The sequence below is a fragment of the Spirabiliibacterium falconis genome, assembly GCF_014885015.1.
GTDB lineage: Bacteria > Pseudomonadota > Gammaproteobacteria > Enterobacterales > Pasteurellaceae > Spirabiliibacterium > Spirabiliibacterium falconis.
In genome coordinates this window covers 268859-284224 of record NZ_JABMIJ010000006.1, presented here as the reverse complement: position 1 = coordinate 284224, position 15366 = coordinate 268859, and the positions used below count along the sequence as shown (strand labels likewise).

Below are 15366 nucleotides of genomic sequence, written 5' to 3'. Positions count from 1 at the left end.
TATTTTTTAAATAAAATAGCTGTGCATAGAGAGTACGGTTTTTGAAATTTAACGATATTTTAACATAAAACAATTAATTTGTCATATTGCGTAAAATTGTGTGTGGAATATGCTAAATCTATTGTATGCCTATTAATGAATAGAAGCTGTGGGGTATTATTATAAATAGTATAAAATTAAAGTGCGGTTAAAATCTGATCAAGATAACGACATAATAAAGTGCGGTCGTGGCGATAATACACATCACTATCATTGAGTTGCTTAGCCATGATTACTTTGCTATCAAGCCCAGTAAGCACTGCATCTTGATGTGTAATAATCCCTTGAATAGGGCGTTGGATTAAATGTTCAATCCAAGCAATCCGTTTATGTAAACTTAACTGCGCGGCTGGGCTGTGTTCTGTACCGAGATTATCAATAAACACAATATTGGCGTTGCTTTGTGCAATTGCATGGGAGAGATCGCAGACGAGAAGCGGAGGCAGAATACTGGTAAAAAAACTTCCTGGCCCAAGTAAAATCAGCGGCGTTGTTTTAACCGCACTTATTGCTTCTCGCGTAGCAGGGACTTGCGGCAGCAGAAAAAGCTCACTCGGTGCTTGATCTAATTGATCGATGTTTACTTCGCCAACCACGGTTTCGCCTTCAGGCATTTTGGCAGCAATATGTACTGGCAGTTCCGACATCGGAATTAAATTTGCACTAACACGCAAGAAATTACGCACTAATTTAATGCTTTCAAATGGGCGAATATGTAAATCTTCTAATGCACGGAAAATAAGATTACCTAAATTATGCCCTGAGAGTTCCCCTTCGCCTTGAAAGCGGTATTCAAAAATGGCGGCTGCCGTTGATGGCGTGTCATTAAGCTGCATTAAGCAGTTACGAATATCTCCCCACGCGATGCCGCCTTGTTGTGCTCGGATGCGCCCAGTGGAGCTGCCGTTGTCTGTGGTGGTTACAATACCGGTCAGGCGGGATTCTAAAAAGCTCAAGCTCGACATTACACGCCCAAGTCCATGACCGCCACCAATGGCAACCACCGACGTTAGTGCGTTAAGATTAGAATAAAGCATAATTTCTCACTTAGCTAAAGCTCATAGGACTATTTTAATCAAATTTATAGATGTTGTCAGTAACGATGCTAAAATCTGTGTCATCACGCACATTTTGTTTTAGATCACATTTCCTTTGCTTACGTCTAATTAGGGATTGCGATAAAAAGCGTAACTCTTTAGAATGAAAAATAATATTCGCATACTCCGAGCTGAGTAACCTACGTTGCAAAATAGGGTTGCCAGCCTGTTAGCTAATTTGCTACGCCGGATACGCTGGAAACGGTTTGTCCGCTCGTGTTTAGAAAGGTGTTTAATGCAAAAAATCGCAATTCGTACAATTGATTCTCCCCAGTTGGTGGATCGATTTGCACGTCAATATCATTATCTGCGACTTTCAATTACAGATGTGTGTAATTTTAAGTGCAATTACTGCTTGCCTGATGGATATAAGCCTAATGGGCAACGAAATCTATTTTTGACGCTTGATGAAATTCGTCGCGTGGTTAATACCTTTGCAGCCCTTGGTACACGCAAAGTGCGGATCACAGGAGGCGAGCCAACGCTACGTAAAGATTTTACAGCTATTATTGAAACTATTCGTCAAAACGCTGCGATTGAGACTATTGCATTAACGACGAATGGTTATCGTATGGCAAAGTCGGTAGATGAATGGCGTGCGGCAGGCTTAGATGCTATTAATGTCAGTGTCGATAGCCTTGATCCTAAGCTCTTTTATCAAATTACAGGCGAAAACGTATTTCATCAAGTTATGGCGGGTATTGAGCGCGCCCTTGAAGTCGGTTATAAACAAATTAAAGTCAACGCCGTGTTAATGAAAGGGTTGAATGAATCTGATTTCAACGCCTTTCTAAACTGGATCAAAGATAAACCTATTCAAATGCGCTTTATTGAATTGATGCAAACAGGCGAGATGGATAGTTTCTTTGAGCAGTACCATCTTTCTGGTGCTGTGCTCATGCAAAAATTAATAAAGTGCGGTTGGCAACAGCAGAAACGCGCTGTAACAGATGGGCCGGCAAAAGTATTTACGCATCCAGATTATGTTGGAAGCATTGGTTTAATTATGCCGTATTCAAAAAATTTCTGTGCTGATTGTAATCGTTTGCGGGTATCGGCGAAAGGGCAGTTGCATCTCTGTTTATTTGGCGAAGATGGTATCGATTTGCGGGATTTATTACAGTCTGACAGCCAACAAACTCAATTACAACTAAGGCTACAACAGGCATTAACACGCAAGCGGGAGCATCATTATTTACACCAAGGTGACAGTGGTATTCGACCGCACTTAGCCTCGATCGGTGGTTGATATAGGGGTTATTATGACAACATTTACTCACATTAATACCAATGGTGAAGCTAATATGGTTGACGTTGGTGATAAGCTCGAAACTGTGCGAGAAGCTCGAGCTGAGGCGATTGTGACAATGTCACAAAAAACGCTGGAAATGATTATTCATGGAGCTCATCATAAGGGAGATGTGTTTGCCACAGCACGCATTGCGGGCATTCAAGCGGCAAAACGTACGTCAGAATTAATTCCATTATGTCATCCATTATTATTGACAAAAGTGGAAGTCATGCTCGAACCGTTGGTTGAGCGTAATCAAATAAGAATTGAAAGTCTATGCCGTTTGCGTGGTAAAACAGGTGTCGAAATGGAAGCATTAACGGCGGCCAGTGTTGCCGCATTGACCATTTATGATATGTGCAAGGCTGTGCAAAAAGATATTGTTATTGAGCATGTTAGATTATTGAGCAAGTCGGGCGGTAAATCGGGCGAGTTTAAGGTGGATTAATATGATTACAGTACGGTTTTTTGCCCAAGTGCGTGAGTTAGTGCAATGCGATGAACTGCAACTAGACCGCACTTTTGAGACTGCCGAGCAGTTACGTCAAATGTTGTGCGAAAAAGGCGATAAATGGGCATTGGCATTGACGCGAGGTAAGTTATTGGTTGCCATTAATCAAGAGTTAGTAAGCCTTGAACACCCGATTTTAGACGGTGATGAGGTGGCCTTTTTTCCGCCAGTAACGGGAGGCTAGATGAGCAATATTCATATTGCGGTACAGCACGAAGCGTTTGATCAAAGTGCGGTTTATCAATGGCTGGCGGAGTTGCCGCAAAGTGGTGCGGTAGTTATGTTTATCGGTAAGGTGCGTGACATGAATTTGGGCGACGAAGTCCAAACATTAACCCTTGAACATTATCCTGGTATGACCGAGAAAGCATTGCATAACATTATCGAGCAGGCGTGTGCTCGGTGGGCGTTGGATCGTGTGAGTGTGATTCACCGTATCGGCACGCTTTCTATGGGCGATGAAATTGTATTGGTTGGCGTGAGTAGCGCGCATCGAGGCAGTGCGTATCAAGCCAATGAATTTATTATGGATTATCTTAAGACCCAAGCCCCTTTTTGGAAAAAGGAAAAAACGTCGCAAGGCGATCGTTGGATTGAAGCACGCGACAGTGATCAGCACAGTGCAGATCGCTGGCAAGGATAAAAGTGCGGTTTTATAACACTGGTCCAATGGTTGCAATCACATTTTGCCAAATGCGTTGATAAAAACGCCAACGTTTTACATCATCAAGTTGAATTTGTACCGCACTTTGAAGATAGTGTTGCTGACGTTCAACAATTGCAGCGGTTACTGTTGCATCTTGCAGCAAAATGTTATTTTCATAATTAAGATTAAAGCTACGCATATCTAAATTGGTTGAGCCAATCAAACTGACATGATGGTCAATCGTTAAAGTCTTCGCATGCAACAACCCGCCTTGAAATTCAAAAATCTTCACACCAGATTGTAGCAGACGTTTATAGTGGCTACGGCTGGCGGCAGAGACCACCCAAGAGTCATTACGTTGTGGAAAAATAAGTGTAACATTGACACCGCGTAGTGCCGCAGCACACAGACTTTCCAATGTCATCACATCAGGCACAAAATAAGGTGTGGAAAGAATAAGGGTTTGTTGTGCACAATTAAATAAGCTGGAAAATAATTGTGGGCTTGAATTATGCCGCTCAGTTGGACCATCGCCAATGACTTGTGCTGGAAACCCGTCAGTGATGGCATTCATCGGATTGGCATGCTTTATGCTACGATGAAGGTTTTTTAACGTTGTACCAGTTGCAGCAAGCCAGTCACTTTCAAACAACAGTTGCATTTGTTCTACCACAGCTCCTTCAAAACGTAACAAAATGTCGACCCATGGCGCATATTTTGCCTTTATGCGAAACTCAGGATCAGCGCAATTTTGACTACCGCAATAGAGTATTTGATCATCGATGATTGTAATTTTACGGTGATTACGCAGATCTAAGCGGCTTGTAATAATGGTTTTTAATGGATGATTAATTGGAAATGCGATTGCCACTTGTGCACCAGCACGTTGCATTTCGTGCCAATAGGGTGTGTGTATAAATTGGCGTGAACCGAGCCCATCGACCATAATACGACATTTTACACCACGCTTAGCCGCGGATATTACCGCATTTGCCACTCGCTTACCTGTATTATCATCTAGCCAAATATAATACAGAATATCAACACTGTGCTTGGCATTAGTTATATCATATTCAAGGCGTTCACGTGCTGTTTGAGCGTCTTGTAGGAGTTCTGCACGATTACCGTCGAGCGTATGAAAACCGTTAATTGATGATGCATAAGCAAAAGCAGGGCGATATGGAATGGCTATATTATCGTTGTCTTGTTGTGTATGGCTGATTAAGTGAGGATAGTGTGTTCGCATTTGGCTAAAGATAGTACGATATTCATTACTGAATTTGCGTCCAATATTATTTTCGCCAAAGAAAATATAAAGTGCGGTTCCAATGTACGGTACAACGATTAATACAACAAACCATGCGAGTCGCCCGTTGGGCTCAAGATCATCGCGTAAGAGAATGCGTAAGGTAAAAATGATGACAAGGCTAAGATGAAAGAGGGTGAGAAATAGCATAGCTGTACCGTTGGAAAAATAAAAAGAGCGCAAATGCGCTCTTAACCAGTAAAATTAGAGGACATTAACAATAGCTTTGCAGAGGTATTCAATGTTATTGTCAGTAATTCCTGCTACGTTAATACGGCCTGAACGTACAACATAAATAGCAAATTCTTCTTTTAGGCGATCGACTTGTTCTGGCGTTAAACCGCTGAATGAGAACATACCATTTTGTTCATTAATAAAATCAAAGTTCTGCTGTGCACCATATTCTTTGAGCAATTCAACCAATTTGCCACGCATCTGTTTAATGCGATTACGCATTTGGCTTAATTCCTCAAGCCATTGGGCTTTCAGTTTCTCATCGCCTAGCACAATAGCCACAGCATTGGCCCCGTGAGATGATGGATTAGAGTATAGTGTGCGGATAATCGTTTTTACTTGGCTGAAAGCTGTTTCGGCAGTGGTTTGATCGCCTGCAACTAAGGTGAATGCTCCAACCCGCTCATTATAAAGCCCAAAGTTTTTGGAATACGAACTGGCGACCAATAATTCTTTATGGTTTTTAGCAAAGGTGCGCAGACCAAAGGCATCTTCTTCAATACCATTGGCAAGACCTTGATAAGCAAAATCAAACAGCGGTAACCACCCATTTTTAGCAGAAAGATCCGCTAATTGTTGCCATTGCGCTGGTGTTGGATCAATACCTGTTGGGTTATGACAGCAACCATGGAGAAGCACAACATCCCCTTCACCTGCATGGCTTAAATCAGAGAGCATATTCTCCCAATCTAAGGCGTGATTTTTTTCATCATAATAACGGTACTGGCGAATGGTCATTCCCACAGCATTAAAAATGGCATTGTGATTAGGCCATGTGGGTGAACTAATCCACACGTTTTGGGCGTTGGTTTGTCGTTTAATAAACTCTGCAGCAACACGCAATGCGCCAGTGCCGCCAAGGCTCTGTGCTGTTTTAGCACGCTTTTGAGTGACAACGTCACTATTTTCGCCAAATAGTAAGACTTGCGTAAGTTGATTATAAGCAGGAATACCATCAATAGTGAGATAATTTTTAGTTTCTTCAGTTTCCAGTAGACGACGTTCAGCTTCTTTAACAGCCTGTACGATTGGGGTTTGTCCATTAGCGTCTTTATAGACCCCAATACCTAAATTGACTTTGGGGTCACGTGTTTCGGCTTTAAAGGCTTCGCCTAAACCTAAAATTGGATCTGCGGGAGCGGCTTCAATTTTTTCAAACATAGTCTTTCCTTTTATACGTTATGATGTTGTGAATTTCTTTTATACTCATTTCATCGCAAAATGACAACCATTTCACGAGAATTTATTGTAATTTCTCAATTGCCCAAGCAAGTCCCGATTGATAATCAGCGGGTAGCATGGGTTGGAGCTGTGTTAATGTGCTAATAATGTGTTTATTATCGGGATGTGCGATATTTATATGCCCTAATTTTCGTCCAGACCGCACTTCTTTACCATACCAATGCAGTTGACTATTTGGCAGGCTTAACCATTGTTCATTATATGCACAACCAATGAGATTTACCATAACACTTGGCATGATGAGTTCTAAGTTTGGTGTAGGTAAATTCAGTAAGGCACGAAGGTGCAATTCAAACTGGCTAATATTTGCACCTAACTGTGTCCAATGCCCGCTATTATGCACACGCGGTGCGAGTTCATTAATCAATAAACGCTCGCCAACCACAAAGCATTCCATCGCCATCACGCCGACATAATCTAGTGTGTTAAGAATGGCAGTTAGCATATGTTCTGCTTGCTGTTGAAGAGCGGTTAACTGAGGAAGTGCTTTATGTGTGACGCTGCAACGCAAAATGCCTTCTTGTTGCAAATTATGCGTTATCGGAAAAAAGCGTGTCGTGCCATCACGAAAACGGGCACCAATTAATGAAATTTCATAATCAAATGGAATAAATTGCTCGGCAATGACTTCGCCGTAAAGCTCTTCTGTGATGACATCACAATTTTGTGCATTGACAATCCACTGTCCACGACCATCATAACCACCCGTGCGTCGTTTGATGACCAGTTTTTCACCAATAGTATTCAGCGCATTAGTGAGATTTTGTTTGGTTTCCAATAAGCACCACGGCGAGGTCGCAAGCTGAAGGTCATCAATTAATTGTTTTTGGGACAAGCGATCTGCGAGGCGTGCAAAAACAGTTTGATTAGCAAAGTGAGGATGGGTACTTAATGCGTGTGTGAGTGGTGTTTCTGCCCAACGTTCAATTTCGGCTGTAACAATGGCATCGGTTGGAATATCAAAGTGCGGTTCGTCAAAGCCAAGAGGAATAACATTAATATCTAACGGTGCGCCAGCATAGCGTAGCATTCGCCCAAGTTGACCGTTTCCAAGTACCAAAATCGGGGGGTAAAGGGCACTTTTTTGCATTAGGCTTCCTCCCGCGGATCTGGATTTTGTAATACCTGCTCGGTTTGTTGTTGTCGGAAATTAAGTAAACGTTGTGCCAAATGGTCATCGTGTATCGCCAGTATTTGTGCTGCTAAAAGCCCAGCATTTGCCGCACCTGCACCACCAATGGCCAATGTACCGACTGGGATACCACGTGGCATTTGTACAATTGAATAAAGGCTATCCACCCCATTTAACATCGAGCTTTTTACGGGCACGCCTAGCACAGGCACAAGCGTTTTTGCTGCCAGCATGCCTGGTAAATGTGCAGCACCGCCAGCTCCTGCAATAATCACGTGGTAACCATTTTGCTTAGCGTGTTCGGCAAATGAAAACAATTTATCGGGAGTGCGGTGGGCAGAGACAATTTCAACATGATAGGCAACATCAAGTAAATCGAGCATTTGTGCCGCTTCACGCATGGTTGACCAGTCACTTTTGGAACCCATCACAATGGCAACAGGGCAGTTAGACATGCAATAACTCCTTGCAGAGAGATAAAGGTGAAAGTGCGGTTAGGATAGCACGAATTGCGCAGAATTTAACCCTATGACGTGAAAATTTTTTAGAATGATAGATTAATCTGATTGCAACTTGACGTTTAAAATTCTATGCTTACGCCCCAAATAGTCATTTATTTATTTCGGAGCATTGCATGCAGCCTAAAGCAAAATATCGTAAAGATTATCAACCTGTCGATTTCACGATTACGGATATCGCCCTGGATTTCCAACTGGATCCGCAGCATACCACTGTTGTGAATAAAAGTGCGGTTAAGCGCATCAATCATGACGCAGACACGCTACGCCTTGATGGGCATAGTTTTCAATTTGCAGATATTAAACTCAATGGCAAACCGTTTAGTGCTTATACACAAGATAGTCAATCACTGACATTAGATCTTAGCCATATTGATGCGAATGAATTTGAGCTTGAAATCACCACTATTTTGCAGCCAGCAAGCAATACATCCTTGCAAGGGCTTTATCAATCAGGACAGGCATTTTGTACGCAATGTGAGGCAGAAGGTTTTCGCCAAATCACCTATATGTTAGATCGCCCCGATGTATTGGCGCGGTATACCACAAAAATTACAGCAAATAAGGCGCAGTATCCTTATCTTTTATCTAATGGTAATCGCATTGATAGCGGTGAGGAAGGCGATAAACATTGGGTGCAATGGCAAGACCCATTTCCAAAACCGAGCTATCTATTTGCTTTAGTTGCAGGTGATTTTGACCTACTTTCTGATACATTCACTACAAAAAGCGGTCGGGCGGTTGCATTAGAAATTTATGTGGATAAGGGCAATTTAGATCGTGCTCACTGGGCAATGCAAAGTCTAAAAAAATCAATGCGTTGGGATGAAGAGCGATTTGATTTAGAATACGATCTAGATATTTATATGATTGTGGCCGTTGATTTCTTCAATATGGGGGCAATGGAAAACAAAGGGTTAAATATTTTCAACTCAAAATTTGTGCTGGCTAATCCCGCAACTGCGACGGATAACGACTATTTGGACGTTGAACGGGTGATTGCCCACGAATATTTCCATAATTGGACGGGAAACCGCGTGACTTGCCGAGATTGGTTCCAATTAAGCCTAAAAGAAGGTTTAACGGTATTCCGTGATCAAGAGTTTTCTTCGGATACAGGATCGCGTTCTGTCAATCGCATTAATAATGTTCGCTTTTTACGTAGCGTACAATTTGCTGAAGATGCAGGACCAATGGCACATCCAATTCGCCCTGAAAAAGTGATTGAGATGAATAATTTCTACACGGTTACGGTGTATGAAAAAGGGGCTGAAGTTATCCGAATGTTACATACTCTACTGGGTGAAGAACGCTTCCAACAAGGGATGAAACGCTATATTGCAGTCAATGATGGTAAGGCGGCAACATGCGATGATTTTGTGCAAGCAATGGAAGAGGCTTCAGGGATTGACTTGTCTATTTTCCGTCGTTGGTATAGCCAGTCAGGCACCCCAGAGTTAAGCGTACATGATGAATTTGAGGCGCGAACAGGCGTTTATCGCTTACATGTTACTCAAATGACCCCAGCCACACATGATCAAATGGATAAAATTAACCTGCATATTCCATTGAAAGTGGCATTATATGATGCCCAAGGCAAGCCATTGCGCTTAGAAAATGCAGATGGTGCAATGCATAATGTGTTGAATGTCACGCAGTATAATCAAACATTTGAATTTCATGGTTTGACAAGCCAGCCTGTGCCAGCGTTGCTGTGTGAGTTTTCTGCCCCCGTAAAATTAGATTACCCATACACGACGGAGCAATTGCTGACATTGCTGACGCATGCTGAAGATGATTTTGTGCGGTGGGATGCTGCACAAACCTTGCTTAATCGAGAGTTACAAGCCAATCTTGAGCGTTGGCGCGAAGGCAAGGAAATGCAGTTATCAACGGCGTTATTAAACGCATTTGACGCAATTTTAGCACAATATGAAGATGATCTTGAGCTGACCGCACTTATTCTTAGTGTGCCGAAAGAGACCGAGTTTGCTGAACAATTTAAGATCATTGATCCGCAAGGTATTCACCATGTGCGTGCTTTTATGTTCAAAGCCATCGCAGAGCATCTAAAAACAACCGCACTTCGTATTTATCATAAAATAGCGTTGCCAAGCTATCGTGTGGAACAACATGATATTGCGTTGCGTAGCTTACGTAATTGTTGTTTAAGTTTCTTGGCGGCGACCGATTATGGTAATGCGCTGGTTAACACGCACTATTTGCATGCCGATAATATGACAGACACATTAGCGGCATTAAGCTGTGCTTGTGCCAACCAGTTAGCGTGTCGCGATAAATTATTGGCAGATTTTGAACAAAAATGGCAACATGATGGCCTTGTCATGGATAAATGGTTTACTTTGCAAGCCACCCGTCCAGACAGTGATGTGTTACAACTGGTCATAAAATTACTGGATCACCCAAGTTTTGAATTTAATAATCCAAATCGTGTGCGTAGTTTGGTGGGCAGTTTCTGTGGACAAAATCCAAATGCTTTCCATGCTATCGATGGTTCAGGCTATCGCTTCTTAGTTGATGTGCTTATTCGTTTAAACAACAGTAATCCACAGGTGGCGTCGCGTTTAATCGAGCCATTGATCCGCCTGCGTCGTTATGATAACCAACGTCAAACTTTAATGCGTCGCGGATTAGAGCGATTAGAAAAAATTGAAAACCTATCCAATGATTTGTATGAAAAAATTGAAAAAGCACTAAATTAAGGAGGGATTGTGAGCCAACTATATTCTCTCATTCGTAAAGGGTTATTTGCACTAGATGCCGAGCGAGCCCACGAATTAACAATAAAAACCCTAAGTGCGGTTGGTAAAACACCCGCGAAGCATTTGTTTGCATTGGGGCAGTGTCGGGCACAAGACCACGCAATTGAATGTATGGGATTGCATTTTCGCAACCCGATTGGGTTAGCCGCTGGGGCGGACAAAAACGGTGAAGCGATTGACGGCTTTGGCGCACTTGGATTTGGGTTTATTGAAGTCGGTACGGTAACGCCACTGGCGCAAGCAGGTAACCCAAAACCACGTCAATTTCGTTTGCCTGAGGTGCAAGGCATTATTAATCGTAACGGTTTTAATAATCTTGGGGTGGATAATCTTGTCGAAAATGTGAAAAAATCGCACTATGATGGTATTTTAGGCATTAATATTGGCAAAAATACCACTACTAGCGTCGAAAATGGCAAAGGTGATTACATATATTGCCTTAATAAAGTTTATCCGCATGCTGATTACATTGCGATCAATATTTCATCGCCAAATTCGCCTGGATTGCGCAATTTACAGTATGGTGATGCGCTTGATGACTTATTGCAAGGCATTAAACAACGACAAGGAGAGCTTGCACACTATCATAACCGCTATGTGCCAATTGCGGTGAAAATTGCCCCTGATTTAAGCGAAGCGGAACTGGTGCAAATCGCCGACAGTCTCGTACGCCACCAAATTGATGGCGTGATTGCCACCAACACCACCATCTCACGCGATATGGTACAAGGCGTTGCTAACAGCGAGCAACAAGGCGGGTTAAGTGGTAAACCATTATGTGAACTAAGTACTCAAATTATTCGACGTTTACATCAAGAGCTGGATGGAAAATTACCGATCATCGGCTGTGGTGGTATTACCAGTGTTGCCACTGGACAAGAAAAAATCAACGCTGGCGCCAGCCTCTTGCAACTCTATTCAGGCATGATCTACCAAGGCCCGAACCTCATTCGCGAATTGGTAGAACATATCGATCTTACATAATAAAAGTGCGGTTAGAATAATCTGACCGCACTTGTACGTTTATCTTTTAGCCTTTTTTGGCAAGCAGGGTGGCGAAGCGCAGTTTGATGCGGTTGCCGTTTTCGTCGGTTTTGTGCAATTCACCTATATTTTCATTGTACTCCACAATATCCCAGTCTTGGTAATAGTGCTTTAATTCGCCTTCTTTAAAGGTGAAAGGGAAGGGCATTGGGCATGGGTAGTCGTCGGTTGACATGGCAGCGATAATGAGGTTGTAGCCGCCTTGTTTGGTGTTCTCTTGCATGTTGGCGATCACGCGCGGAATACTTTCAGCGGGCAGGAACATCAGCACGACGGTGGAGATGATGAGATCGTAGTGATCTTGGATTGCCGCTTGGGTAATATCATAAAGTGCGGTATTAAGGTGGGTTAATTGCTCTTTTTCTTTCACATTATTGAGAAAAGCAATGCTGCTTTCGTTGCGATCCCATGCGTCAACCTCAAAGCCCATTTTTGCAAGGAAAAGTGCGTTTCGCCCTTGTCCGCAGCCAAGATCCAGTGCTTTTCCCTTACAGATGTGCGACATTGTTCGCACCACGTCGCTGTGAGTGGCGGTCATATTGTATTTTTTGGAACCGAAATCTTTCAGCTCACAATAAAATTCTAGATAACATTCCAAATCATCACTGAGTGGCTCAACGCGATGCCATTGCTGTGGCTCAACAAATGGGGCTTGATTATCTTGGTCAAAAATATATTCCGCTTGAATATTACCTTGCTCATCAAGGGCATAGAACTTCAATTTTCCTTGTAAAATCGTCAATTTTGCCCATGTCCCCACTTTGGTATTGTGCATTTTTTGGAACATATCAGGTAACGTTTTGGCGGTCCATACCGGCATTTTTTTATAACAAACTAATTGGTTGGGAGTCATAACATGTCCTTAAAAGATGTATTTAATATGAATGAATAAAGTGTATAGAAATTTGAGCATATGCGCAATCTATTCCTGATTAATTTGGTCGGGAATGTTTAAAAAGTGCGGTAAGCCGTGCTAGAATGCCCATCTCATTTATTTTTGGAGAGTATTATGGCAGCAGAAAATGAAAGTGCGGTGCAAACTGCACCGAATATTGATATTACTGAAAACGCAAAAGAGATTATTAGTAGCGTGCAAGGATTAGATTTACACACGGTGATTTATGATTGGCTTATTCCTTATGGCTCAAAAATCATTCTCGCTATTGTTATTTATTGGGTTGGAAAACGGCTTGCGCGTTTATTCAGCACTATTTTAGGCAAAGCAGTGGCACGTTCCAGTGGCGATGAAATGTTGCAAAGTTTCGTACGCTCAATTAGTTATTTTGCACTGTTGCTAATGGTTGTGATTGCGGCACTTTCTCAAATTGGCATTAATACGACTTCGTTAGTGGCGTTGATTGGGGCTGCTGGATTAGCGATAGGGTTATCATTACAAAATTCGTTACAAAATTTTGCAGCGGGTGTGATGATTTTGATTTTCAAGCCATTTCGTAAAGGGGATTATATTGAGGCTGGCGGTGTGGCAGGCAGTGTAGAGCAAATCGGGCTATTGGTTTTGGAATTACGCACAGCGGACAATAAAACCGTACTGGTACCTAATGGTAAAGTATTTGGCGATAGCATTACTAATTACTCCATTAACGAAACACGTCGCATCGATTTCATTTTTGATATTGCCTATGAAGCGGATATTCGTAAAGCAAAAGAGGTTATTGCACTATGCTTAGAAGAAGAGCCGCGTGTGTTACGTCATCCAGAGCCACTGATTGCAGTTGGCGCATTGGAGTCAAGCAGTGTGCAACTGTTTGTGCGTCCATGGGTGAAAACAGCCGATTTTTTTGCGGTACAATTCGCCTTAACAGAGCGGGTAAAATTAGAGTTTGACCGAGCAGGCATTGAAATTCCATATAATCAGCTTGATATTCGATTTCCCGAAAAAGAGCTAGCAAAATTGGAAAATACATTGAATGACAGCCACTAAAACGAAATCCCCTGAATAAAAAGGGGATTTTTTTATTCTAAAGTGCGGTTGATTATTCTTCAAAAAGTGCGGTATAAAATTGTTTTTCAAACTGCACTAAAGGACGGCGTTTCGTTTTTTGTTCTAGATCACCTGTCACATAGTTGCTGACAAATTGCACGAATGCGATTTTTTCACCGCGAGCATTTGTGATGAAACCTGCAAGATTATATACGCCTTTCAGTGAGCCAGTTTTGGCGATGAGATTATGTTGAATCGGTGGTGCGATCATTGAGCCGCGTCCACTTATTGTGCCATCAACACCCGCAATAGGAAAAGTGGAGAGTAAATCCAGCGTTTCATCATGGGCATTGATGTATTCAAGTGCTTGCAAAAGCGTATTGGGGCTAACTAAATTATGGCGTGAAAGCCCTGAGCCGTCGGCAATTTGATCGTTCCCAAATCGAATATTTGCTTGTTTGCTCAGAATCGTTTTGAGCGCAACCGCACTTTGTTGAAATGATACAGGGCGTTGGTAGTGAGCGTAACCAATACGACGGAAAAGGCTATCAGCGATTTGGTTGTCTGAACGTTTCATCATTCGTTTAAGCAACACAGGAAGTGGCTTGGATTCGACAACGGCAATTTCATTTCCTTGGCGTGGAACTAAACTCACGTTAACGCCGCTATGTTGCACGCCAAGGCGTTTTAATTGGCTGTCGATATAGCTTCCAGCATAACTATCTGGATCTTGTACGGCAAAACTCAGCCCAAACGGCTTAGCATTACGAGCAATGCAGCCTTTCAAGGTATAGCGATTGTTATCGCTGACACTGACATCAAAATTGCAAAATCCAGCCGCTTTTGGCTCTACAATTTGTACTTGGCTAAAAACTTGCACTGGAAATTGAGCAGGAATCGTGACATTAACAAGCTCGCCTGCATTGCTCGAAGCATCAAGATTAACAGAGAAACAGTTACCGTCCACACTGGCTGCTGACGGTGGTGCATTAAAGCACATTGTTAAATCATTCCAAATCCAGCCTAATCCCCGATCGTGACTAGCAAAAATAGTCGAATCGAGCCATACATTGCCTGCAATACGCTTCACACCTCGTTGTTTTAGTTGCGCCAGTAGTTGGTAAAGCTGCCCACTGGTTAGGGTCGGATCGCCTGAGAATTTAACTATCACATCGCCTTGTAAAATGCCATCTTGTATTTTCCCCGTGGTTAAAAGTGCGGTTTTAAACGTAAAATTATCACCTAAAATCAGTTTTGCGGCTAATGCCGTAAAGATTTTTTGTGTGCTAGCGGGCAGCATTAATTGGTCATCATTGAGCTGAGCGATGCGTTGATGCTGATTAAGATTTTCAGCAATGAGTGCTACTGACGCCCCCTGCGGTAATGATGAAACAAACTCCTGTGGTGAGATTTGTGCTACGGCAACACCCATAGAAAATAGCGAACAGATGAATGTGGATAATTTAATCATGGTGAATTCATTGCAATTTGATTCCAAACCCCATAATATAGAGTGTTATAGAGTTATTTAAAAGCGAATTTGAATACTTTCAAATTCTTTTACAAAACATCAATTCCTTA

At 42.3% G+C, this 15366-nt stretch carries 14 protein-coding genes and 1 riboswitch; of the genes, 7 read left to right on the top strand and 7 right to left on the bottom strand.

Going from position 1 to position 15366, the window contains the following annotated elements:
- Positions 1-176: 176 nt before the first annotated feature.
- Positions 177-1076: a uridine diphosphate-N-acetylglucosamine-binding protein YvcK gene (gene yvcK, locus HPC40_RS03995; RefSeq protein WP_208118191.1), complete on the bottom strand. Its 900-nt coding sequence runs from the start codon at positions 1074-1076 to the stop codon at positions 177-179.
- Positions 1077-1248: 172 nt separating this feature from the next.
- Positions 1249-1383, top strand: a riboswitch (molybdenum cofactor riboswitch).
- On the opposite strand from yvcK, the gene moaA reads away from it, so the two are divergent.
- The 4 genes from moaA to moaE all read left to right on the top strand — a co-directional run bounded on the left by moaA (position 1372) and on the right by moaE (position 3581).
- Complete coding sequence (gene moaA / locus HPC40_RS03990) at positions 1372-2385, top strand: GTP 3',8-cyclase MoaA (RefSeq protein ID WP_208118190.1); 1014 nt, start codon at positions 1372-1374, stop codon at positions 2383-2385. Its footprint overlaps the riboswitch before it by 12 nt.
- Before the next feature lie 13 nt (positions 2386-2398).
- The gene (gene moaC / locus HPC40_RS03985) at positions 2399-2875 is read left to right on the top strand and encodes a cyclic pyranopterin monophosphate synthase MoaC (protein ID WP_208118189.1); all 477 of its coding nucleotides are present in this window, start codon (positions 2399-2401) and stop codon (positions 2873-2875) included.
- Between the two features lies 1 nt (position 2876).
- Positions 2877-3122 carry a molybdopterin synthase sulfur carrier subunit gene (moaD, locus tag HPC40_RS03980; RefSeq protein ID WP_208118188.1) on the top strand — a complete coding sequence of 82 codons (246 nt, stop codon included), beginning with the start codon at positions 2877-2879 and terminating at the stop codon, positions 3120-3122.
- Positions 3123-3581, top strand: a complete 459-nt coding sequence (gene moaE / locus HPC40_RS03975; protein ID WP_208118187.1) for a molybdopterin synthase catalytic subunit MoaE — start codon at positions 3123-3125, stop codon at positions 3579-3581. It abuts the gene before it with no gap.
- A 10-nt stretch (positions 3582-3591) separates the two neighbouring features.
- On the opposite strand, the gene cls is transcribed toward moaE, so the two are convergent.
- From cls to purE, 4 genes are all read right to left on the bottom strand, one after another.
- Positions 3592-5040: a cardiolipin synthase gene (gene cls, locus HPC40_RS03970; RefSeq protein ID WP_208118186.1), complete on the bottom strand. Its 1449-nt coding sequence runs from the start codon at positions 5038-5040 to the stop codon at positions 3592-3594.
- A gap of 54 nt (positions 5041-5094) precedes the next feature.
- Positions 5095-6285 carry an amino acid aminotransferase gene (locus HPC40_RS03965; protein WP_208118185.1) on the bottom strand — a complete coding sequence of 397 codons (1191 nt, stop codon included), beginning with the start codon at positions 6283-6285 and terminating at the stop codon, positions 5095-5097.
- A gap of 82 nt (positions 6286-6367) precedes the next feature.
- Positions 6368-7456, bottom strand: coding sequence for a 5-(carboxyamino)imidazole ribonucleotide synthase (gene purK, locus HPC40_RS03960; RefSeq protein ID WP_208118184.1), 1089 nt, complete (start codon positions 7454-7456; stop codon positions 6368-6370).
- Positions 7456-7953: a 5-(carboxyamino)imidazole ribonucleotide mutase gene (purE, locus tag HPC40_RS03955; protein WP_208118183.1), complete on the bottom strand. Its 498-nt coding sequence runs from the start codon at positions 7951-7953 to the stop codon at positions 7456-7458. The genes purK and purE overlap by 1 nt, the downstream gene beginning before the upstream one ends.
- Positions 7954-8132: 179 nt before the next feature.
- Here purE and pepN point away from each other — a divergent pair, with 179 nt between their 5' ends.
- Together pepN and pyrD are read left to right on the top strand one after the other, a co-directional pair.
- Positions 8133-10739, top strand: coding sequence for an aminopeptidase N (gene pepN / locus HPC40_RS03950; protein ID WP_208118182.1), 2607 nt, complete (start codon positions 8133-8135; stop codon positions 10737-10739).
- 9 nt (positions 10740-10748) lie between these two features.
- Entirely contained in the window at positions 10749-11783 is a 1035-nt protein-coding gene (gene pyrD, locus HPC40_RS03945) for a quinone-dependent dihydroorotate dehydrogenase (RefSeq protein WP_208118181.1), read from the top strand.
- Between the two features lie 46 nt (positions 11784-11829).
- Here pyrD and tehB read toward each other — a convergent pair whose 3' ends face one another.
- Positions 11830-12696, bottom strand: a complete 867-nt coding sequence (gene tehB / locus HPC40_RS03940) for an SAM-dependent methyltransferase TehB (RefSeq protein WP_208118180.1) — start codon at positions 12694-12696, stop codon at positions 11830-11832.
- A 156-nt stretch (positions 12697-12852) separates the two neighbouring features.
- On the opposite strand from tehB, the gene HPC40_RS03935 reads away from it, so the two are divergent.
- Complete coding sequence (locus tag HPC40_RS03935; RefSeq protein WP_208118179.1) at positions 12853-13785, top strand: mechanosensitive ion channel family protein; 933 nt, start codon at positions 12853-12855, stop codon at positions 13783-13785.
- Between the two features lie 52 nt (positions 13786-13837).
- On the opposite strand, the gene dacB is transcribed toward HPC40_RS03935, so the two are convergent.
- Positions 13838-15256: a serine-type D-Ala-D-Ala carboxypeptidase gene (dacB, locus tag HPC40_RS03930; protein WP_208118178.1), complete on the bottom strand. Its 1419-nt coding sequence runs from the start codon at positions 15254-15256 to the stop codon at positions 13838-13840.
- Positions 15257-15366: the final 110 nt, after the last annotated feature.